The sequence below is a fragment of the Humisphaera borealis genome (genome assembly GCF_015169395.1).
GTDB lineage: Bacteria > Planctomycetota > Phycisphaerae > Tepidisphaerales > Tepidisphaeraceae > Humisphaera > Humisphaera borealis.
Genome location: NZ_CP063458.1, coordinates 3907522 through 3929677, shown reverse-complemented (window position 1 = coordinate 3929677; position 22156 = coordinate 3907522). Strand labels below are relative to the sequence as shown.

The window sequence follows — 22156 nt, the reverse complement described above, 5'->3', positions numbered from 1 at the left end:
AATCGCGACGACCAATACTGACAAAGACGATACGGTCGGTTATTGGTGATTCGCGATTTCGAGATTCATTCGCCATTCTGATTTCCGTCATTCGTCATTTCCCTCATGCGGATTCTCGCGAGCAACCCCGACACCATCGGCGACATGGTCCTGCGACAGCCGCTGTATCGCGCGCTGGTCGCAGGGGGGCACGAGCTGACCCTTATCGTCCGCAAATCTGTCGAGCCGATCGCGAAATTGATCGTTCCCGAAGCAACGACGATCGTCCTGCCCCAGGAAGTCTATTGCCCCGTCGATGAGCGATGGGAAGCGTTCGTGCCGCTGGTGCGACAGGCCATCGAGTTCCGACCCGATCTGCTGCTGATTGCCCCGTTCCAATGGACCCGCTTCGAGGAACGCCTGGCCGCCGAGCTGCGCGAACCGCGCAACGGCCTGCCCGGCGTGAAGGTCGCCGGAATGAGCGGCCGGCTCTATGCCGGCGACCCGTACGCGGGCCAGGCCCGCCCGTCTGAGCTTCGGCTCGATCAAACGCTCGCTGTCGACGAAGACATCCGCGAGGCCGACAAGAATGCGCTGCTGGCCGACATGCTCGGCTGTCCGGTGGCGTCGGTTGAACCGGTGCTTGTACCCGATGACACGTCCAGGGCTGCCGCCGAGCGAATCCTTGCCGAACGAGGCCTTTCCCCCGGCGAGTACTGGATTGCATGCGTGACCGGTACCGCCAATGTGCCTATCAAAGCCTGGCCGGCGACGCAATGGGCCCAGGTGCTGCGGCATTGGCACGAACGCTACGGGCGGAGGTTTCTATTCGTCGGACTGCCGGCGGAACGATCCGTTGTCGAACTGACGCTCGCAGGCATGGCCGACGCCGCGACATCCGCGGCCGTCTGGATGGAGCCGGACGGCGATGTCACCACCCTGGCGGCTTTGGCGGCGATGTCGGAGGGGTATGTCGGGCACGACACCGGCCCGATGCACATTGCCGCCGCCGTCGGCAAGCCGGTACTGGCGATCTTCGGCGGGGGGCACAAGCTGCGCTTCGCGCCGCGGGCGACGCCGAGCATCGTCCTGAGCGTGCGGGTGCCCTGCGCCGGCTGCGGCTGGGCCTGCAGCTTCGAAGAGGCCCACTGCGTTCAGGCACTGCGCCCCGCGGATGTGCTTCGCGCCATCGACGACCTGGAGGTCGGCCGGATCGTCGGCCAGGACATTCGCCTGCTGCCGCTGCCAATCGACGTCCAGGACCGAATGACCCTCTACGCCGCCGACCTGGCCCGCGACCGGCTCCGACTGCTCTCCAGCGCCCAGCGCCAGCTCGATCTGATCGACCCTTCCCAGATCGCGCGCCTGACGGTCGAACGCAACGCCACCGCGCAAACCGCCGAAGAACTGGCTCAGAAACTGTCGGTAGTATCGGCGGAGGTGCGACGGCTCAACGACGTCACGCAGAAACTGGAGACACAGTCGTCGGATCTTTCAAAGCAGTTGCAGGACCGCGAGCAGGCGGTCGTCGAGCTACGGCGGGCGATTGAAGAGGCCAACCAGCGGACCAATATCGAAGCCGCGGCCCGAAAGTCCGAAGTCGAACCGCTGCGCAAGGAAGTGGAACAGCTGCGGCACAAGCTGTCGGCGATGGAGCCAGCCCCGGTGATTGTCGTACCGGCCCGACCCCGGCGAAGCTGGCGGGAACTGCTCGTGGATGTCGTCTGCGGGAAACGGCACTACGAGCCCAAGCGTGTTCCGCCGCCGATGCCGACGATTCGGCTCGTCACCATCGTCCGCCCCGGCGACAAAGACGAAGACATCTGCCGTACGATCGACTCGGCGATCGCCGAAGGGTACCCCCATCTTGAATACGTGCTGGTCTCGAACGGCGTGCCGGCAGCGCTGAACCATTACACCGACCGCGTGACGAAGATCGTCGAACCCACCGCCGAACCGTTCGGTGCCACCGCCGAGGCGATAGCGACCGGCGAATCCGATCTGGTCGCTTGGCTGGACGTCGGGACGGCGTACGAGCCGGGGGCGCTGCACCGCGCGGGCGAGTACTTTCGCGATCATTCGATGGCGATGGCAGCCGTGTTCGAGGAAACATCCGCCAAGGACGGCGGCTGGCGATTCCATCACGGCTGGCCGCGGGTTGACGTCGATTCGCTGCGCCACGACGGAAGCGTTACCTCGCTGCCCCACGTCTTCTTTCGCCGGCAGCCTTACGGCCTGATCGGCCCGATCAATCCCGCCAAGGGTGAAGCGGCGGGCTGGGACCTGCTCATTCGCTTCTCTCGCCGCTTCGGCATCCGGCGCGTCCGCGGCCACGGCGTATATCGGTTCGCCGCTCCTGCGGTCAGCGAACTGGCTCATGTTCACCTCGGCGAAGCGATCAATGACTTTAACGCGGGCTTCGGATTGGCCGGCCGTATCCGCTGCCGGGCGACCGCTGTCGGGCGCGAACTGGCATCCCTGCTACGCCAATGGGTCGTTCGCGACGACTGGCGCTGGCCGAGTTGGGTCGTTCCAGAAGGCGGTGTTGCCGCACCGGCCGAACCGCTGCAGACCGCAACCAGCCCGATCAACCATCGCCGACCCGATCGGCTCCTGTTCTCATCTCCCGACGTAACAACCGGCGGGCCGGAGATCTACCGCGTTTATCGCGACGCCGCAGGCGATGCGGCGATCGCGTGCCCGTCGATCGCCAGTGACAGGCTGCTAACGCTTTGCACCGAGCGGCAGAGACGCAGCGGTTCGTCCGTGGTGCCGTCGGCCAACGTCCCTGCCGGCGAAGGAATATCGGTCGCCATATCGCCGTTCCAGCGCTTTCGCGGCGGACCGCGCTGGGCGCGGATCGTAGCCGCGCTGCCGTCGCCCTACTGGCGGCTGGCGGGCGCGAAGGCTGCGGCCGAAACGCCGACCGGCCGACTGCGATCAATGGTAGGTCCGGAGCTTACCGGCGACTCGTCCGTCCGTGCCCTCGTCGTCGGTTGTTACGACGGCCGCGACATGGACGACATCAAGTCGACGACGAAGTGGATCCTGACGGGCCTCGAAACCAATACGACCGCAGCCGCCGAGGCCGAAGCGAAGGGTCATCGTGTCTTCCGCTGCAATCCGCAGGACGCGTTCATGACGCTGCCCGACGGCGAGGTATTCGATCTGATCTTTCTCCCATCCGTGCTCGAACACTGGGACGACCCGGCGTGGGTCCTTCGCCGCCTGCAGCGCCTGCTGACGCCGACGGGCCGCATTGTCATCCGCACGCCGAACCTCGATTCAATGCTCCGCCGCCGCTTCGGGCCGACCTGGTGGTTCTGGCAGTTACCGTATCATCGCGTTCTCCTCGGCCGTCGCGGCCTGCGGCTGCTGGCGGCCGCGGTGGATATGAGGGTCGAGCGACTGAAGACAATCACCGACGCCTACACCGCCGCGGCAAGCGTGCAGCTCAATGAGATCGGCCTGGCCGGTATCGTTCCGGACGGCGCGACGTTCGAAATGCGCATCGCCCGCCGCGGCGCCAAGTGGGCCGGCTGGGCCAGAACGCTGTGGGACCGATTCGGACGCGGCGACGAGATGTGGGCGATCCTTCGGCTCTTGTAGGGTGGGGTTCACCCCACCGGTTGCGATCGAACACAGATCGTGTTCGGCCGCCGAAGTGGCTTTCGAGCGGCGATTTCAATGGTCAGACGTTTCGGCGAATGAACACAACTCGACGTTTCTCAGTGTGCGGTGGGGTGAACCCCACCCTACGAAATGCAATACCCCAAGATCTCCATCGTCACCCCCAGCTACAACCAGGCGGCGTACGTGCCCTGGACGGTGCGCAGCGTCCTGCTGCAGCGCTACCCGAACCTCGAATACATCGTGATGGACGGTGGATCGAAGGACAACACGGTCGAGGTGCTTAAGCCCTACGTCGACCGCCTGGCACACTTCCAGTCAGAGCGCGACAAGGGGCAGAGCGACGCCATCAAGCGCGGCTTCGACCGCTGCAGCGGCGAGATCATGGCGTATCTCAACAGCGACGACATGCTCGCCCCCGGCGCACTGCATTACGTCGCGGACTTCTTCGCCCGCAACCCCGACGTCGACGCCGTCTACAGCCACCGCCTGACCGTCGACGGCCACAATCTCGCCAAGTGGTACTGGATCCTTCCCGAGCACAGCAACTGGTACCAGATGCGCTGGGACCTGATCCCACAGGAAAGCTGCTTCTGGCGTCGACGATACTTCGACAAGTGCGGCAACGTGGACGATTCCCTGCGGTTCGCGATCGACTACGACCTGTTCACCCGCTACATGCAGGCCGGCGCGAAGTTCGTCCGCGTCAATCGCTTCCTCGGCGTGTTCCGCGAGCACGAGGAAGCCAAGACGAGCCAGCTGATGAACACCGTGGGCGCATCTGAAATCAACAAGGTGCGCGAGAAGTACGGCATCAAGCTCGGCAGAACGGCACCGTTCGTCAGCGCCCGGTTCTACTACGCCGCGTTGCGCAACGGCGAAGCGTTTGCCTATAAGCGCAAGCAGCTCCCCGGCTGTCTGCCGGGCATTCGATACGACTACAACGAGGCCTGGGGCGGACTACTTGACGATCCCCGCCTGCCGCCTATTGCGCCGTCGAGTACGTAAAGAGGCCGTCGAACCAACGTCCGACGGCCTCTCGAAATGCGTTAACAATCCGGCGTAACCGCGCAGGTTCAGGCAATCGCCACGACATATCCCGTCGCGCTGTTGTTGATCAGGTCGGCACCGACGCCGCCGAAAACAGAGAAGTCGCCGGTCCCCGAGATATCGATCGTGTCATCGCCCGAGCCGCCCAGGATCAGCGTCTTGCCGACCTGATTAGACACGGACACCTTGTCATTTCCCGCGCCGGCGTTGACGACCAGTTCCTTGATGTCCGCGGCGAAGATGTCATCGTCACCGCCTTCGCTGTCGATGTAAGCCTTGTCGATGCCAGACAGTTGGATGCGGTCGTCTTCTGCACCGCCTTCAACCGTGACGGAGAGGCGTCGAGAGGCATCGCCCGCAACGGAAACGAAGTTGTGCCCATCCCCGGTGTCCAGCGACGCGCTGCGGCCGTTGGCAAGGCTACCGACGAGGAAGTCATCTCCGGCACCGGTCGAAGCCGCGATGGACGCGCTGCTCAGGTCGAATGACAGGAAGTCATTGCCGCCGCCGAGCGAAACGATGATCAGCTTGACCCGCGAATAGACCTTTTCGTTCACGTTCACACCGCCGACATCTTCGTAGATGTTGACCGCGTCGTCGTCGGCGGTGCCGTTGACGAGGAGCGTCGATCCGTTCTGGTAGATGCCGGAGGAAAGCTTCCGCCAGGCGTGTTCCCGTTCGTGTCCCCCTTCCCGATCAAACTCGCGGTGAAATGGATTAGCCGATAGAAGCTGCCGAGACTCAAGCGCTTCGAAGTTCATGGAATGCTCCGGGACAGACCGGCTGCGTTAAGAGAGCCGGTGCGAACAAAACTGATCAGACACAGCAGATGTGCACATTGCGCGGCGAGGTCGCCAACCTCACCCGTCCGCAGACTGGGAAAGGCTCGCTCAACTCTACGAGATGTCTCCTCGCAGGCATCTAAGTCATTCACCTAGGACGTTCTGCTTCGCGCGAACGAACTGGGACTATGATGACTCACTGCCGACAACCTTCCCGTCACGAGCCGATTTCCCAACAAAGTTGCTGAGTGATGGAGAAATCACGGAACGTAACGAATCGCTAACGCAAAAGGCCGTCGATCTCTTGATCGACGGCCTTTTGCCAGCCATTCCATAGTGTCGAAGGTCTCAAGTGGGGATGCTCGTGCTCTCGACCCGCGAAATGATCAGTGCGCCGCCCGGTGCCGCCGAGGCGACGAGTGAATCGCTGCCGTTCCCGCCGTTAACGGTGACCTGCCCACCGGGCTCGATCGTGATGACCGTGAACGAGTCGTTGCCGTTGCCGCCTGCGAGGGTGGCACGGCTGATGCCATCGACGTTAGACAGCGTGATGCTGTCGTTGCCGTTACCTCCGTCAACGTAAACGACGCCACCCGACGTCGCCGATACGACGACTGCGTCATCGCCGTTGCCGCCGTAGAACGTGACAGACGATCCGATGTCCGCCGCGCTGACCGACCACGCGGCTCCGACGATTCCGTCGTTGCCGTTTCCGGCATCGATGTAAATGTCAGCGCCGCTGAACGCTGAAGCCGAACCGGCGTCATCGCCACTACCGGCCGAGCCGAGGATGTTTGCCTCGCTCGACCCGACCACGGCCAAGGTGTCATTATCGCTGCCGGTGTCGAACACCACGTGCGATCCGTTGGCCGCGTCGAGCGACAACTGATCACTGCCGGACCCGGTCATGACGAGCCCGTCGGCGCCATTCAGTGTGAGGGTGACGTTATCGGCACCGCCACCGCTGAGCAGGATGATCCGCTGGACACCCAGGAATCCACCCTCTGGGCTAAGGAAAACCGGCTCAGCAGCGTCGAAATGGGCGGCAAGCACCGGGCCGTCCGGATCGTTTTGCAGGACGACGATGTTGTCATCACCCGACGTGCCGGAGACCAGGAGCGTTCCGCCGACAAGGACAGCCGACGCCGAGAAGACCCGGCGGTTTTCCAGAGATTCGAAGATCATGTAGACAACTCCTCAGCGGCGGGCCAGATATGTGGTTCGCCGTACGACAAAGAAATGGAGGCGGCTAACCCTAGACCGCCGCTACAACTGTTTATCGTCCCGAGACCCTCGAAAACAACGGAAAACCACGCTGCGGCAAATGATTGCAAGGGCGTGCGGACACCGAATCGGCATAGCCGTCCTCCTGACATGCACGCAACCTGCCCCAGGCATTGGCGTTACGGGCTAATCCTATTGCGTTGGCTGCCAGAGCCATGTGCCCGGTGAGATGACCATCTCGGAAGCGGCGGTGTACCCCACCGGGGGCGTGGTTGCGAGCGTGGGATTGGCGGTGAGCCTCACGCCCAGGCCCAGCGAAACCGCGCCTTCTGCAATCACCGCCCCGGTCAACTTGAAGTTGTTGGTCAGGCTCGTCGTAAATCCCGTTCCGATCACGTGAAGCACACCTTTGAACTCTGCCGGATAGCTGTCACTCATGTCGGTGTCGCTGACGCCTGACGAATTGGGCGTACTGGCAGGATTGAAGTTGGTCAGTGCCGAGGCTTCGCTTAACGCGGACGTCGATCCGGCCAGTGACACCGTGCTGGTACCACTTGCCTTGATGATCAGCGTGGGGAAGTCGGCCCGCGGCGGATCCCACGCGAACGACCCGCTGGTGCTGAACACCCCGCCGGGATCCATTTCCACGACCAGTGTCGCGACAAGCCGACTGGTCTTGATCGAGAGGGTACCGGTCGACGGCACCTTGATGTAATAGACGCCGGACGCGTTGGCGGTGCCCCAGGGATTGGACGCGCCGCTGATCACCTTACTGCTGATGGTGCCACCCGGAATGCTTGCAAACGGAATGGTCATCGCCTGCGCTTTGTAGGTGTCAAAGACCGTGGACTGCGGGAGATTGCGGGCCGTTGTCAGGCTGGTTTTCGAGCCGGAGACGGTTCCGGAGATACTAAGCGTGGTTCCTTCGGCGTCGCCGGTCACGGTAATGCCCGATGGCACCGTCAACGTTCCGTTCGCCGAGATCGGGCCGCCGGTGGTGGTGACGTTTGACGTCACCGAAAGGTTTCCCCCGGCCTGAACGGAGTTCTTGAGCGAGTCCAGTGCCGCTCCCGTGCCGGTCAGCTTCACGCTATACGTTCGCGACGCCGACCCGCATGTTCCGATCCCGTAGATCCGCACAGCGTCTGACGAATTGTTGGAAAGATTTCCGTCCGTTTCATCGAAAAGCTTGAACGTGAATCGCCCGCGACCCATGGTCGTCGTATTGGTCGATACGTTGTGCGTATAGGTCGTCCGCCAGCTCGGATTCTTTTTGATCGCTGCAAGTCCCCATTCGACCGCCGACTCGGCCAGGACAGATGCTTCGGCAAGGTCGGTGGTATCGCCAATAACGCGCGTCGTGGCTCGGCTTGAGGCGAGAATGCCCATCCCGATTACCGACAGCATAACCCCGGTCGAAAGCACCAGGACATACGCCGCGCCGCGACGGCGACGACCCCGCACGCCAGAAGCGCCGAAGCCTGACCCGTGCTGAATATCTTCGGAGGGTGTCATCACGATTTCACGGTACGAGGTTGTTCAACGCAACGCCCTGCACGTTTCGCACGACGGTGTTCGTTCCAATTTGAATCGACACGCCGACGTGGCAGGTGTAAGTCGCCTGGGAGCCCGGCGTGTGTTCATAGCCGTTCTCGGCAGAGCGGAGTGCTTCAAGGGTTGTTACACGTCCGCCGGGGCTTGTGACCGATACCTTGATCCTCTTGAGACCCTGGTCGGTGGCGCTGGTCGTGCTCGGGTCGGTGGGACTGACCCACGACACTGCGACAGTTCGTGACCACCTCGTTCCACCGGCGACAGCAGTCCCGTCGGCATACAGCGCCGACGCCTCCGAAAGGCCGTTGTAGTCATCGACATCGTCGAACGTGGCACGGCTTTCCCCCGCCTCGATGCCGAACGTCGAATCAACGAGATCCTTGTAGCGCGTCTGAACAATCTCAGACAGAAGCTGACGCGCCAGCGCAAGACCCTGGACCGACTCCTTCTGAGTCACTCGCGCCTTGGCGACCGCCCCGACAGACCCCAGCGCCGCGAGCAGCATCGTCGACATGACGACAATCGAGAACATGACCTCGACCAGGGTCAGGCCTCGGCGGCGTGTGACGGAGAATGGAGCGGGCTGCGGGCTCATGATGTTCGGTCACGGGGCGGCGGGCAGCGCCTGAAACTCCAAGGTTTCCAGTTCCTGCGTGGTCACCGTGCCGGTCACCCGCGCCTGCAGGGCCTGCGTCGCGACCGGTGTCGTCCAGGTTGCGCCACTGTCGCTGGTGATCATCATCACCGTGCTCGCGTCAGTGTTGGCGTTGTCGTAGCGGATGCGCCCGCCATTGCCGAGCAGAACCGAAGCGGTCACCGTGAAACAAACCGACTGGGAGATATCCAGGTCGGCTGGGGTGTTGAAGGTGACGCTCGTCCAGTTCGACGATCCCAGCAGATCGACAATCGCGACCGTCGCAGACTGCAGCGTAGCGCCAGTTGGCTTCTTGTTCGCGTCCGCGTATTTGAGCGCGACCGTCACCGTTCCTGTCGACAACAGGTCCCGCTCAGTCTGAAGGTCGATCTTGCTGATCTTCCATTTGACGGCTTTGGCCGCGAGCGTCGGCTTGAAGTAGCCTGCAACGCCCTTGGCGGAACTAAGATCGGTGTCCATCGTATTGCTCGATGCCAGGTGCAAGAGCAGCGTCTGGGAAGGCCCTTCGACCGGAGGCGGCTTACCGGCGGTTTTGCTGAGGTAGGTGAAGCTGAAGGCGTTGACGTTCGTCGCAAGTGTTGCCGCAGTGCGCGCGTTGAATTGCCGCGTCAGGGGGGCACCAGTCGTTCCGCTCCATGCGTACCGAATCGTATCGGCCAGGCCGTCGCCGTCGCGGTCCGGCACGGTCATCTTGATCGCCGTGCGGGTCTGTTCGGTGATCGCGGTGGCCGTTTTCAGGTCGTCAATGATCTGGTCGGCGGCGGATCGCGCCGCGACCGCGTCGGCACCGACATTCGATGATTCATTCGACATCGCGCGGGCCGCGATGAGCACCAGCGAAATGCTCCCGGCCAGGATGACCGTCAGCATCGACAGGCTGATGACCATCTCGATCAGCGTCAGGCCGCGCCTTCGGCACCGTGTCAGCATACGTGCGGTCACTGCCACCTCGCCTTGCCGCTGGCGTCGTCGAGCGTGATGGTGCGGGTAATCGAGCCGATGCGGATGGTGACGGTCCCCCCGGCGACGCATTCGCCATATCCGGTGAAAGTCGCGACGCTCGCTCCGCCGAAGTTTGCCGAGGTGATCGTCGCCCCGTAAGGCGGCTGGGCGAGATCGACGGTGAACTCATTGACGGCGGTCCCGCCGTCATCGCTCTTGGTCACCGTGTATTGGTTTTTGATCACATTGAAAGTGAGAGTCTGTGTGACGCCGCGCAACCTCGCATTGCCCCGCGCGGCGTCGAGGTCGGCAACGATTTTCTTGGCGGCGTAATCGGCCTGGTAACGCGTCGACGCGTTGCTCATGCGCGGGACCGCGATCCCGGCGACCAGCAGCGTGATCGCCAGCACGATGACCAGTTCGATGAAGCTGAAACCGCGTCGTCGCATGAGGACCATTCCGGGTGGAACTAGATAGCGTCGCAGGACGCCGTCCTCTTCATCGCCAGCAGCATCGATGCGCTTTACCGGCCTTCCGGAAGGGCTTCGGCGGTCAAGGGGTTATCGGGCGTGGTGCCGGTTGGTGTCGGCGATGTCGAGGCCAGGGCGGCATCCTTCGGCTGGAGCCTATGCCGCCGACGCCAAACCATCATGAGGATCAGCCCGTAGCTGATCGCGTTGATCGCGACCAGGCCGATCGCGATCGCGAACTGCGTGTTACGGGTGAGGTGCTCGGGGTACAGCACCGGCATGATGTAGTGATCGACGAACCCTCCCTCGTACGTCGCCAGCCCGGCCTTGTCGCGGAGATCGTTCTCCAGAGGTGTCAGTGGGCAGAGATTGCCGGACGTTTCGATCCAGATCACCCAGAGGACGCAGGGGATGTGAAGCCACCCGATCCGGTTCCATCGCAAAGCCGCAAGTCCGCCCAGCACGACGAACGCAACGAACGCGAAATGAAACACGACCAGGGCATCGGTGAGCAGTTTGTAGGTCTGTGGTGTCACTGGAGGTTAAGTGAAGGGAAGGGACAAGTGGTTCACTCGCTTCGACTTCAATCGTGGAAACACAGGAAACCGTAAGAAAACAGCCTTCGCGTCCTCATCCGACGCGCTCCGACGGCCGATACGCGGTTCGGAGCGGAAGGTCCGGCATGCCGACGGTCAGGATACCGCCGCGCCGGTGAGGATACCCCATTTGACGTTTGATCTGTCCGGAGTTCCGCCGATGTTGCTTCCCCCCGAGTTGTTCGACCAGGTCGTTTCCGCCCTGAGCCCCGCCCGCGCCGCCGTACCACTGACCGGCGGAGGCCAGCGTCAATCGGCGCGCGTGCCGGTCGCGACCCGACTGACCATCGTGCCGTTTGCCACGGGCGCCGAGGGCCTGGCCGGCTTCGATTTTCCGCTCGACCGCGACGGAACGCTCCGCATTCCCCTGGCCGACCCGGTGTCGGTGCCGGTTCGCGATCTATCGCGTGGCGGCATTCGCTTCATGACGCCCCGGCGATTGGCGCTGGACACGCCGTTCGTTGTTTTGCTGCCGCCGACGACCCCCTCGATGCCCGGCGTCGCTGCCAGGCCGCTGGCGATCGAGTGCACGGTCACCTACTGGCAGCCGGTGCAGCGCGATCTGTTCGCCATCGGGGCGCAGTTTCTTCGCGAACTCAAATCGTTTCGCGCCCCGGCGACCGCGACGACCATCCTGCTGCCCGGTTTCGGCGGACTGCCTGCCACATTGCGGCCAGCCGTGTGAGATTCGGCCGACGGTTCGCTTCATCCCCATTTCATTTGACGGTTCTAAGCCCTGCAAAACGAAAGGTTTGCACCTTGGCGAACCTGTCTCTGCGTCCTACCATGTCGCTCGCCGGCAAAGCAGGTTTTAGGGCCGCGGAAAGGCCCTGATCGGTTACGCTGTGCGGCGCGATCATGCCACGACCGAGCGAACTCATCCATCTCCCCATCCTGCTGCTGGCGTGCCGGCCAATTCGTTTCTCCCTGCTGTTCCTGGGCCTTGGACTCCTGACCGGCGGCTGTGCGACCGTCAGGGTGACCGACCCGCCTCGAACCGCGACCGAGCAGTTCCTGATTTCCGGCTCCATCACCGATGCCGTCGCGGCACTCTCCATGGACGGGCTGCGCGACCAGCTCGTGTTCCTGGAGACGGCGTATCTCACCGGCGATCCGCCGCCATCGGCGGGTACGCGCAACCAGATCATCGATCGCACGCGCCCGAACCAGGATCTCTCTTTTCTGCTCGGCGAACTTCGTGCCCGCATGCTGAAGGAAGGCGTGCGCCTCACCGAAACGCGCGAACAGGCGACAGTCATCGTGGAGGCCCGGACCGGCGGTGTAGGTGTGGACCGATACGAGTTCCTGCTCGGCCTGCCTTCCGTGGCGGTCTCGGGCAGCATCGGCGTAGACGCCATCGGAAGCGTGCCGATCCTCACGCCGGAGCTTGCCATCCTCAAGAGCACGCGACAATTGGCGTACTCGAGCGTGGCCTTCATCGCCTACCGCAATAAGGGCGGGGAACTGATCTCTCAGTCCGGACCTTTCGTCGGCAAACGGCTGCGGGCCGACTACTGGATCCTGGGCACCGGCCCCAACACGGTGGGCGACATACCACCGGCCGAGAAATGACCGATTCGCCCGAGCAAACTTCCGCCGTTCCCGAAGAAGCCGGGCGATCTCCACGGCGCAAGCCCGCGCGGCGACGCCGATGGCTTCGCTTCCTGATTGTGTTCCTGGTGATGCTGGTCCTGGTCGTTGTGGCGATCCAGGCCGTTCTCTGGAGCGACATTCCCCGAAACCTGGTGTTGGCGGCATTGCAGAAGACGCTGGGCGTCAAGGTCGAGGCCAAATCGGTGCAGACCGGCTGGTGGGGCGACACGCGCGTGGACGACGTGACGATGACGATCCCGTTGGAGGATCAGCCGTTCATCAAGACCGGCGTTATTCATGTCAGGCACAGCTCGCTGCTGTCTCTGGTTCTTTTCGGCCTTGAGTTGAAGTCTCTCGATATCGAGAGCCCCGAAGTGCACCTTCGCCAGTCGCCGGCGGGGCGGTGGAACGTCCTTGAGCTGGTGCAGGGAATGGGCGGGGGCGGTAATGGTGCAGCCGGAGGCGGAGGCGGGGGACCGGCGGCAAGGCCGAGCCTTCCGGCGATTCGCATCCGCGACGCGAATCTGCTGATCACCGACAACCAACGCCAGACCAACAAGATCGGCCCGCTGACGATTGCAGGCCAGCCCAGTGAAACATCCCCCGACCTGGTGTGGGAGTTTGCCGTTGATGCGCCAAAACAACTCGCGATCAGCGGCCGGGTGGCGACGGGCGGCGACTGGCGGCACCAGGCGAAGATCGACATTCTGGATCTGCGGCCGCTCCTGGCGTCGTTCGTGCCCAACGCACCGGACGTCCGCCTGAAAGCGTATTGGGAGGGACGCGCCGCCGACGGCGTGGCCGGCCGCCTTACGATCGACAACTTCACCGCCGACGGGCAGTCCGCCCGGGGAAGCCTGGCGATCTCAACCGCCGGGGGGAAGGTCACGGTATCGCCCGAAAGCCTGGAAATCATCGACTCTTCCGGCAAAGCCCTGGCGACAGCGGTCGGCGGACGGGCGACGTACGACACTTCGGGAATCAAAGTCTCAGAACTGCTGGTGCGCGGCGCGGGGATCGACCTTCTCGCCAACGCGAACTTTGTGCCGGCGACTTTCACCGGCGAGTTGTCGGCAAATTGGACGGCATCAGCCGCGCCGTCCTCTGTCCGACATGCGGGCACGGTCACCGCGAGCATCCTCCGGACCTACGACAACCGCATCGAAGCCCGGGCGGCGATCGACAGCAACGGCTTCCTGACGTCCAACACGGCCCGCCGCTGGGCAGGGCGAGTGGAAGTCTCGGCGGCCGGGCCCAACCTCGGGGAACTGTCGGTCGCGGTCAGGCTGCCGGACTTCAAGCTGAGCGGCCCGCGCGGCATGCTCGACTTGACCGGCCTGGCCGCGAGCCTGCAGGTGTCAGAAAAACTGGGCACGCGCCCCGGCGGCGTTCAGCAGGGAAGTTGGCCGGGAACAGGAATCAGCCTGGAGTCGCTACGCCTCGGCGACACCGGTCGCATTGCGGCCAGGGGATTCTTCCTGCCGCGCTCGAAGCATTGGTCGCTCAGCTTTTCCGGCAAGAGCCTGCCGCTCCCCAAGATCGCTCATGAGGCGCTCGGTATCGACCTGGAACTCGCCGGCGATCCCGACATCGTTCACGTGCGGTCGATCAAACTCGCGGCCAGCGAGACCGTCCTTCAGGCCAAGGGAAGCTACGTCTACAGCCGGCCGGAGCCTCTGTCGATCCTGGTCGAAGTCAACCACGCGCCGCCCACCACCGACGAAGAAACGCGCGTGATCGGCGGCGGCCCGACCCGGCCGCGACTGGTTGACGGGAAGCTCGCCGCGTCGGGATCGGTCACTGGCACCGTCGATCCGCCGAAGCTGGTCATGAACGGTCAGGTTCAAGGGGTGAAAGTTCGCCTTATGGACCGCGAGCTTGGCGATCTGAGCATCAATGTGAAGGGCTACGCCGACGAACACCGCCTGCAGCTATGGCGCGAGCCTTCTGGTCCGCCACTTCGGATCTTCGACGCCAACTGGGAGCTGGAAGCGATTCACAATCTGGAGCAGGACGCGACCACCCTGACCGTCGGCTTCAAGGACATGCCCCTGAAGGAGGTCGGAAAGTTCTTCGGCCGAACCGACCTCTCCGGAACGGCGACCGCGAACTGGGCGGTTTACATGCCGATCTACGGCGACGTCATCAGCCAGATCCGAGCCGGCGGCAAGGTGGAGGCGAGAAATCTGGCCGTGGGCTCGTACGCGATCGATTCCCTCGACGCCTGGACCGTTGTCGAAAACGGGCGGGCGGGTTTTGCGCCCCTGGTCGCCAGGCAGGGACAAGGGGTCTTTACCGCGCATCCGACGATCGCGCTCAACGGTACCAGCACGGTGGAAATCAACGACCTGCGGCTGGAGAACTGGCCGCTGGCGATTCCGCCGAGCACTTATTTCGCGATTAATGCATCGGCCCCGCGCATCGCGGTGACGCTGGACGCCAAACCGCCTGCGGGCACTGTGCAGTCGATCGCGCCGAACCTGCGGCTGGAATCAGGGCCGATCTCGGCGTCTTCGAAAGTACGGATCGGCGATGTGGACGCCGGCGACGTTCGACTGAGCGCAACACTGGACAATCGGTCGCTGAACGTCACCCTCCTGACCGCCAAGCTGTTCGACAGTCAGCTCGAAGCCCGCGCCAGTGCCAACCTGGACAACCCCAACGCCACGACGGCGTCCTTCATGATGACGGACGTCAATCCGGCGGAACTCTCGAAACTGATGCCCGACCTGAAAGACCTGTCGGGGACTTTCGACCTTCGCGGCGCCCTGGGGCCGATCGGCGGCGTCGACGCCTTGGAACCGATGGGGGCAACCGTCGCGCTGAAGTCGCGCGACGTCTGGTACAAGCTTCCGTCGAGCCCCAACGCGCCGCGGCCGCCGCCGGGCGTCACGAACCGTGGCATTCGGATCGGCGACGGTTTGTTCCAGGCACAGATACGGCTCGACGAGGAGTTCCACCTGGCCCGCGCGGTGCTTACGGACCGCTCGGGGATCATCGACGAATCGCAGGAGTGTCCGCCAAGGCGCAACGGCCGCCTGCCGGCCAACACGCTGGAAGCCGCCGGCGGCGAGATCAATTTCTGGGGGCGGGCGGTTCGAAACGAGAACGACCGTGGCGTCGAGGGGCTCAACACGCTGACGAGCCACTTCCGGATCGGATTCCGCTGTCTCGATTTGGATCAGATCCTGCAGGCCCTCAAGCCGGACGATAAGCCGGTGCCGGGCCTCGTGGATGGCAGCCTGGTGCTCTACGGCACGTCCAACCTCATTCGGCGTCCCGTCCGCGACGAACGGCCGGATCAGTACGTGAGGGTGCGCGTTCCCGACCCCGTCTACGCACAGTTGCCACGATGGATCGCCAGCACGCAGCCGGCAACCCAGCCTGCCGACGAGACCTACCTGGTAAGCGCGCTTCGGGCGATGCAGGGAGACGGACAGATCAACCTGCGGAACTCCGATCTGGGGAACGTCTCCACCATCTCGTTTCTGTACAACGCCATGCGTCTGGGTCAGGACGTGCGCCAGCCGACGGGAAGCGGACGACTCGACTTCCGAGTCGAGAACGGCGACGTATTCATCAATGCTTTCCGGTACTTCAACCGCGGTATCGAAGTGCGAGCCGTAGGCACCATTATCGACCTGGCCAGGTTCCAGGATGCAACCTTGCGGGCGACGGCGTACGGCAGCGTACGAACCCTGAAGGACGTGGAAATCCCCATCATCCGCAGCGTGGTTCCGGACCTGGAAGCGATCGTGGCGGCAATCCAGCAGGGTGGCACGAGCATCAGTGTGCGGGGAACCGTCGGCGTGCCGGAGATGCAGGTCGTCCTCTTCGACGAGCTGGGCAAGTCAATGCGCGAGCTGCTGCTGGGCGACTACCAGAATGCACAGAAGTCTCCGCCGCCGCGCTAGGTCACTTCACGGTCGTTACGACACCCGATGAGCCGCCCACGGTGGTTCCCAAGGCCTCGTCGTAATAGAAATCTGCATCCTTATCGACATCGATCGTCTTGGCGATCAGACGCCCCATGAATTCCAGGTTCTTGTCGGCGCGAAAGTCGGAACTGGGTGCCTCGATGTCGGCGGTGATCTCAAGATTCTTGGCTCCGCTGCTTCCGAAGGTACGGTTCCCGATCTGATAGATCTTCAGATTGCCGGGAATGGAGTTGTACGCCGTCAAAGCGGCGTCGTCGTCCATCGATACGTTTCCATTCACATAGATCGTGGCCGTGCCGGAGAACGACAACCGCTTGCTGTCGTTGATGGTCAGCGAAGTGAAATAGTACGTACCACCCGCAAGCGTGGTGTTACTGCTGACCGTATAGTTCTGGGAGATCCCCCCGGGGTTGGCCTGCGGCGACCAGATCGGTGACGTCGGGGCGGCGATCGGCGACGAGTTGTAAAGAGTGCTCCCGTGGACGTTCACGTCGGTGAGGGATCCTGACGGGCCCAGGACGACGGTTCCATAGACCTCGCCTTCATGGCCGTGGTTCCCGTCGATGGACCCGTTGCTCCCAAGGTATCCGTTTGACAGCCTGCTGCTGTGACTCGGATTTGTCGTTGTTCCCGAGTTGTACGACGCGACAAACAGGTCCTTGTCGGCATGGATACTGTTCAGGCCGATGATGCCGGTGACGCCGGACGAAACATACTGGGTCGTCTGCGTGACGATGAGGTCCTGCGACCGAATTCCCAGCACCACGGCCAGGGCCATGGGGATCGCACTACCGCGCGCCGCGGTGCGGTGGGCGGTGATACGAACCGCATCGGGCGTCGAAGACGACGTGTCAAACACACCCGTCTGGTTGTTCCACTTGCCGAAGACGATGTCGCCGGTCAGCAAGGTCAGTGGCTGGCCGTCCACCAGATTTGCGGCGGCGATGCTGATGGCGGCAGAGCGTGCACCGTCGGTGTCGCTCGGAAGATAGACCGACGCCGCCCGCGCCGCCGAATCGACCGCCCGCTGCATCTCGGTTTTGGCCAGTTGTACCCGACCCCAGTCGACCGCGAGCGATCCCAGTGCCATCAGTACCGACATCGTGATCACGCCATAGATCATCACCGTCCCACGGGCGCGGAATCGGCGCACGGCGGAAGGTGCAAATACACTGAGGCTGATCGATCCTGCGCGATTGATCACAAAGCGAGCATCGATCAAATGGGGTTCAAGCTTAAACAACTTCCTGAGTCGAAAGATTCTCGGACCTGATGCTCCGGCAGGCTGTCAAATTGGCGTGGGAATGGAACTGCCGTGGCGTCGCTTATCGAACCTCAGGCGGAATGGGTGACGAACTGATCATAGAGCCGTGAGTACTTCCCGCCGGCGGCGATTAGCGCCTGGTGGGTGCCACGTTCGATAATCTTTCCGGCATCGATGACCAGGATCTGGTCGGCTCGAAGAATCGTGCTCAGCCGGTGCGCGACAACGAAGGTCGTTCGTCCTTCCAGCAGCCTTTCGAGGGATCGCTGCACGAGCAATTCGGTCGCGGTATCGACGGCGCTGGTGGCCTCGTCGAGCATGAAGATCCTGGGGTCGGCGACGAAAGCGCGGGTGAAGCAGATGAGCTGCCGCTGGCCCAGCGACATGTTCCCGCCGCGTTCGCCGACGTCCGTCGAAAACCCATCCTTCAACGCCATGATCGCGTCGTACGTGCCGAGTTGCCGGGCCGCCTCGTGGACCTGCTCGTCGGTCGCGCCGGGCTTGGCATACCGGATGTTCTCCATCACGGTGCCGGTGAAGAGGTAATTGACCTGGAGGACTAGGCCCATCTGGCGGTGCAGGCTTTCGCCGGTCACCTCCTTGATGTCGCGGCCGTCGACCAGAATGCGTCCCTTCTGCGGCTCGTAGAAGCGGGCGATCAGCGAGATGATGCTGCTTTTGCCGCTGCCGGTGGCGCCAACCAGGGCAATCATCTGCCCCGGCCTGGCTTCGAAGTTCACCTCGTGAAGCACGGGCCGGTCCGGGTTGTAGCCGAAGGTGACGTTGTCAAAGCGCACCTCACCGACGATTCGCGGCAGTGCCGCTGCGCCGGGACGGTCGAGCACCTCCGGCTTCATGTCGAGCAGATTGAACACCCGCTCGGCCCCGGCCATCGCGACCAAAAGCTGGTTGTAGAAGGTCCCGAAATTGCGGATCGGGTTCATGAACCAGTCCCAGTACAGATACGCGGCAACCACCGCGCCCACGCCCTGCGAAGCGGGAAAACGCCCGGCGACGATCAGGTAGCCGCCGTAGAGCAGGATGATCAGCTTTCCGAGAAATCCGCACAGGTCGAGCAATGGCAGGTAAATGCCGTTCATGCGGGCGGCACGCACGTTGTTGTCGGTGTTGTTCTGCTGAAGGGCGTTGAACGCTTCGAGGTTCTCCGACTGCCGGTGGAACGCCGTCACCACCCGCATGCCGGTGATGTTTTCGGCCATGTTGGTGGCCACCTTGGTGTAGCCCTCGCGTGCCACCTGCCAGACACCGGCCGCCTTCTGCAGGTACAGCCGGTTGATCACGAACAGTGCAATCCCCAGCGGCGCGACCGCCAGGAACAATCGAATGTCAGTGATCGCGAGCATGATTGAAGCGATCACGATCATCATCGAGTTGGCGGTGATGGTGTAGATGCCCCAGACGTTGATTTCGCGCAGGCTGCCGATGTCGCTGGTGCATCGGCTGATGATGCGGCCGAGCTTGGTCTTGTCGAAGTAGCTCATCGACAGCATTTGCAGGTGGGCAAAAATCCGCCTGCGGATTTCGAACTGCACCTTCTCGCCGGCGCCGGTGGTGATGAGGATCGTCAGCCGCTGGAGGATGACCGAGACGACCGTCACGCAGGCCCAGAGCAGGATGACCACGACCAGTGTCGCAATCGCCCCCCGCACACTGGCCAGCGGCTGGCCGAATCCGATCAGGCTCGCGATCGCCGCAGACCACCGGGCCACGAACGACACCTCCGGCGGCTCGGCCGATGACGCGGGCGTCCGCATCAGCCAGGCCGAACAATGATCGATGATCGCCTGTGTGAATCGCGGCGACTGCAACTCGAGGAACACGTGGACCAGGCCGACGGCGGTGCCGGCGATGTACTGTTTTCGATGGGGCAGCAGCAGTGTCGCCATCCGCCGCAGTAACTTGGCGTCGAGCGGTTTGTATCGCGCGTCTTCCTCTTCATCCTCGGCGATGACCGGATCGACGGCGGGCTTGGTGGATTTACGGCGAAAGATGGCGGTGAGTACGGACATCAGGGGCAAGCAGTTTGCGCGAACGCAGCACGGGCTTCCAGCAGCGGCGGATTATGGGCAAGTTTACGAACAGGCAGAGTTGTCGCCGTGGAACCACCCTGGGACCGCCGAGCGCCTGCTCGGCACGAACACGGACCTGAATCGAAGAGCCGAGCAGGCGCTCGGCGGTTCCAGGAAGCGTGCCCATCGTCCTTCGCTGAGCTCAGGACAACATAACCTACCGCTGCCTCAGCCTGTTGGCGTGATAAGCCTGCACGAGGCGGTTGAGCAGTTCGATGTGCCGCTGCATCTCGCGGCCGCGTTCTGTCTCGGCCATTCGCCGCGGACGTTCCCACGACCGGACGGTGGTCACTTTCGGCACGATATCGACGCCGTCGCGAATCGCCGACTCCACCGATTCGAAGTGGTGGTGCAGCGCCAGCTGTGTGCGGTCGGCCTCAAGCACCAGCGTATAGCCGTGGTCGCCGTAGGCTTCGGAGAACGCGCCGTCGATCGTGATCGCTTTGCCACTGCGCTTCATCGGGCTCTCGCCCTTTTCGATCTTCACGGGCACGTGGCCATTGACGATAAGCCCGCGTTCGGGGCTCACCCCGAACTCGGTCATCACCTTGTCGCAGAACCAGGCCTCGTTGATCAGGGCGAAGTAGGGGTCTTTCGTCTCTTCGTGCGTGTGCTTGTCGGCGATGAAATCTCGCTCGAACGTCGTGATGCGATCCTTGCCGAACAGCGGCGACCTGGGCCCGCTCCAGAGGTACCAGAGCAGGTCCAGGTCGTTCTGCTCCTTCTGCTCCAGCGACCGCAGGATCACCTTGTCGATCGCTTCGAACATCGCCCGGCCCGCCAGCGCTTCGCCGTCGATCACCATCGGCAGGAAGTCGCCGTTGGCATCGACCGGTACGCATCCGTGGAAAATCAGGTGGTCGTCCCGCCGAAGATACATGCTGCCGAAGTTCACCAGGTATTGCATGTGTTCCCAGAGCTTCTGGCTGCTGGTGAACGACCTGCGAATGCGATCCAGGCAGAGTTGCTCGTCGGCCGACAGCGCGTACGGATCGGCCGGATTGATCGTCGGAAACAGCTTGTCGCGGAGGGCATATGACTTGCCGTCCACCTCAATGGTTCCGGCGGCGTGATCGATCCGGTGCAGCAGTCGCCGGTGGTCCATCTCCCATTCCGGATGGCGGGAGATCATCTGCCCTTCGAGCTTGAACTGCATGATCGCCGCCGCCTTCTGCATGCGGGCAACGAGTTCGTTCGGACGCATTCCCGATGACTTCGGCATGAACTGCGTCGCCGGGTCGTCGCCGTAGACGGTTCGCGCCAGGTGTTCCAGCGGGGTCAGGGGAATGCTGTACCCCTCGTCGAGCTGGCTCAGCCGTCGGTACCGCAGGCTGACGCGGAGCACGTGGCAGATCAGCGCCTCGTGGCCCAGTGCCGCGCCCAGCCAGGCCGCATCGTGATTGCCCCAGATGAACGACACGTTCGGCTGCTGTCGGAGGTAGTCCACGACACGGTCGCCCCGCGGCCCGCGGTCCCAGCAGTCGCCGCCGATGATCAGCTCGTAAATCGCCAGGTTACGGACCAGTCGCCCGGTGATGTGGATCAGGTGCAGGGCCTTGCCGCACTTGATCATTTCATCGACCACGGCTTCGACAAACTGTTCGCCGCGCTCGGGTGTGGGGGCGTAGAGCATCTCCAGCAGCAGGTCGTGATACTCCGGCGGGAAGACGGCCATCGCCCGCTTGTGGCTGAACCGGCTCGCCAGGACGCGGGCCAGCTCGAATTGCGCCAAAAGCGTGCGGATGGCGTAGGCGCGCAGTTCCTCAGGCTTCAGCGGGTAGTCGGCCAGCCGGTCGGTCACCTCCGCCGGATAAAAAATGAGTGTCAGGAACTCCCTGAACTGCTGTGGCGACATCTCCTTCGCGAACAGTCGCTCGATCAGCGGCCGCAGCGAGCCCGACGCATTATTGATGACGTGGCGAAGCTTCTTATCCTCGCCGTGAATGTCCGAAATGATGTGGATCGTGCCCTTCGGCAGCGTCAGAACGGCCGAGAGGCGGGCGATTTCGGCAAGTGCCGCGTCGACGTTCTTAAAGCGATCCGACAGGGCGCGGAGCATTGCCAGTTCGGTATCCGATGCACAGTCACTAAGCGGCGTGGTCATGGGACCGGGAAAGCTATACGGACCGGGCGTTGGTTGCGAGTGTCATTCCCTAACCTGAAAAATGCAGGACCACCACGGAGGACACTGAGGACACGAAGAAATCACGGAGAGTTTGCACGAATGTTGAGGTGAACCGCAGATTCCGCAGAGGTCGCAGATTGGGGAGAAGGCAATCTGCGACATCTGCGCAATCTGCGGTTCGGTTTTCATTCTCTCGGTTTGAGGCTGTCAGCCTCATGATGCACTCTGTGACATTACTCCTGGCTAAACACGGAAAATGGCCGG

General features: G+C 63.0%; 15 protein-coding genes. 5 read left to right on the top strand and 10 right to left on the bottom strand.

Going from position 1 to position 22156, the window contains the following annotated elements:
* Positions 1-105: 105 nt before the first annotated feature.
* On the top strand, positions 106-3588 hold the full coding sequence (locus IPV69_RS14645) for a glycosyltransferase family 9 protein (protein ID WP_206290431.1): 3483 nt from the start codon (positions 106-108) through the stop codon (positions 3586-3588).
* 153 nt (positions 3589-3741) lie between these two features.
* Positions 3742-4617: a glycosyltransferase family 2 protein gene (locus tag IPV69_RS14640; protein ID WP_206290430.1), complete on the top strand. Its 876-nt coding sequence runs from the start codon at positions 3742-3744 to the stop codon at positions 4615-4617.
* Between the two features lie 68 nt (positions 4618-4685).
* Here IPV69_RS14640 and IPV69_RS14635 read toward each other — a convergent pair whose 3' ends face one another.
* From IPV69_RS14635 to IPV69_RS14605, 7 genes are all read right to left on the bottom strand, one after another.
* Positions 4686-5420: a hypothetical protein gene (locus IPV69_RS14635; RefSeq protein ID WP_206290429.1), complete on the bottom strand. Its 735-nt coding sequence runs from the start codon at positions 5418-5420 to the stop codon at positions 4686-4688.
* A gap of 369 nt (positions 5421-5789) precedes the next feature.
* On the bottom strand, positions 5790-6626 hold the full coding sequence (locus tag IPV69_RS14630; RefSeq protein WP_206290428.1) for a hypothetical protein: 837 nt from the start codon (positions 6624-6626) through the stop codon (positions 5790-5792).
* 231 nt (positions 6627-6857) lie between these two features.
* On the bottom strand, positions 6858-8180 hold the full coding sequence (locus IPV69_RS14625; protein ID WP_206290427.1) for a hypothetical protein: 1323 nt from the start codon (positions 8178-8180) through the stop codon (positions 6858-6860).
* A gap of 7 nt (positions 8181-8187) precedes the next feature.
* Positions 8188-8814: a type II secretion system protein gene (locus IPV69_RS14620; protein ID WP_206290426.1), complete on the bottom strand. Its 627-nt coding sequence runs from the start codon at positions 8812-8814 to the stop codon at positions 8188-8190.
* Between the two features lie 9 nt (positions 8815-8823).
* Positions 8824-9816 carry a PulJ/GspJ family protein gene (locus IPV69_RS14615; RefSeq protein ID WP_206290425.1) on the bottom strand — a complete coding sequence of 331 codons (993 nt, stop codon included), beginning with the start codon at positions 9814-9816 and terminating at the stop codon, positions 8824-8826.
* Complete coding sequence (locus IPV69_RS14610; RefSeq protein WP_206290424.1) at positions 9813-10265, bottom strand: GspH/FimT family pseudopilin; 453 nt, start codon at positions 10263-10265, stop codon at positions 9813-9815. The genes IPV69_RS14615 and IPV69_RS14610 overlap by 4 nt, the downstream gene beginning before the upstream one ends.
* A gap of 74 nt (positions 10266-10339) precedes the next feature.
* Positions 10340-10822, bottom strand: a complete 483-nt coding sequence (locus IPV69_RS14605; RefSeq protein WP_206290423.1) for a DUF2784 domain-containing protein — start codon at positions 10820-10822, stop codon at positions 10340-10342.
* A 220-nt stretch (positions 10823-11042) separates the two neighbouring features.
* Between IPV69_RS14605 and IPV69_RS14600 the strand changes: the two genes are divergently transcribed.
* The 3 genes from IPV69_RS14600 to IPV69_RS14590 all read left to right on the top strand — a co-directional run bounded on the left by IPV69_RS14600 (position 11043) and on the right by IPV69_RS14590 (position 16389).
* Complete coding sequence (locus IPV69_RS14600; RefSeq protein WP_206290422.1) at positions 11043-11567, top strand: hypothetical protein; 525 nt, start codon at positions 11043-11045, stop codon at positions 11565-11567.
* A 173-nt stretch (positions 11568-11740) separates the two neighbouring features.
* Positions 11741-12454 (top strand): DUF6655 family protein, encoded by a 714-nt coding sequence (locus tag IPV69_RS14595; protein ID WP_206290421.1) that lies wholly within the window; start codon positions 11741-11743, stop codon positions 12452-12454.
* Complete coding sequence (locus tag IPV69_RS14590; protein WP_206290420.1) at positions 12451-16389, top strand: hypothetical protein; 3939 nt, start codon at positions 12451-12453, stop codon at positions 16387-16389. The genes IPV69_RS14595 and IPV69_RS14590 overlap by 4 nt, the downstream gene beginning before the upstream one ends.
* A gap of 1 nt (position 16390) precedes the next feature.
* Here IPV69_RS14590 and IPV69_RS14585 read toward each other — a convergent pair whose 3' ends face one another.
* The 3 genes from IPV69_RS14585 to IPV69_RS14575 form a co-directional block, all read right to left on the bottom strand.
* On the bottom strand, positions 16391-17566 hold the full coding sequence (locus IPV69_RS14585) for a TadE/TadG family type IV pilus assembly protein (protein WP_206290419.1): 1176 nt from the start codon (positions 17564-17566) through the stop codon (positions 16391-16393).
* Between the two features lie 182 nt (positions 17567-17748).
* Positions 17749-19707 carry an ABC transporter ATP-binding protein gene (locus IPV69_RS14580; protein WP_206290418.1) on the bottom strand — a complete coding sequence of 653 codons (1959 nt, stop codon included), beginning with the start codon at positions 19705-19707 and terminating at the stop codon, positions 17749-17751.
* A gap of 217 nt (positions 19708-19924) precedes the next feature.
* Positions 19925-21871 (bottom strand): fructose-bisphosphatase class III, encoded by a 1947-nt coding sequence (locus IPV69_RS14575; protein WP_206290417.1) that lies wholly within the window; start codon positions 21869-21871, stop codon positions 19925-19927.
* Between the last annotated feature and the right edge of the window lie 285 nt (positions 21872-22156).

Bases quoted from the DNA above. Each gene is read 5' to 3' on its own strand.
- IPV69_RS14645 (WP_206290431.1), top strand. From the start codon at position 106: ATGCGGATTCTCGCGAGCAACCCCGACACCATCGGCGACATGGTCCTG.
- IPV69_RS14640 (WP_206290430.1), top strand. From the start codon at position 3,742: ATGCAATACCCCAAGATCTCCATCGTCACCCCCAGCTACAACCAGGCG.
- IPV69_RS14635 (WP_206290429.1), bottom strand. From the start codon at position 5,420: ATGAACTTCGAAGCGCTTGAGTCTCGGCAGCTTCTATCGGCTAATCCA.
- IPV69_RS14630 (WP_206290428.1), bottom strand. From the start codon at position 6,626: ATGATCTTCGAATCTCTGGAAAACCGCCGGGTCTTCTCGGCGTCGGCT.
- IPV69_RS14625 (WP_206290427.1), bottom strand. From the start codon at position 8,180: ATGACACCCTCCGAAGATATTCAGCACGGGTCAGGCTTCGGCGCTTCT.
- IPV69_RS14620 (WP_206290426.1), bottom strand. From the start codon at position 8,814: ATGAGCCCGCAGCCCGCTCCATTCTCCGTCACACGCCGCCGAGGCCTG.
- IPV69_RS14610 (WP_206290424.1), bottom strand. From the start codon at position 10,265: ATGCGACGACGCGGTTTCAGCTTCATCGAACTGGTCATCGTGCTGGCG.
- IPV69_RS14600 (WP_206290422.1), top strand. From the start codon at position 11,043: ATGTTGCTTCCCCCCGAGTTGTTCGACCAGGTCGTTTCCGCCCTGAGC.
- IPV69_RS14595 (WP_206290421.1), top strand. From the start codon at position 11,741: ATGCCACGACCGAGCGAACTCATCCATCTCCCCATCCTGCTGCTGGCG.
- IPV69_RS14590 (WP_206290420.1), top strand. From the start codon at position 12,451: ATGACCGATTCGCCCGAGCAAACTTCCGCCGTTCCCGAAGAAGCCGGG.
- IPV69_RS14580 (WP_206290418.1), bottom strand. From the start codon at position 19,707: ATGTCCGTACTCACCGCCATCTTTCGCCGTAAATCCACCAAGCCCGCC.
- IPV69_RS14575 (WP_206290417.1), bottom strand. From the start codon at position 21,871: ATGACCACGCCGCTTAGTGACTGTGCATCGGATACCGAACTGGCAATG.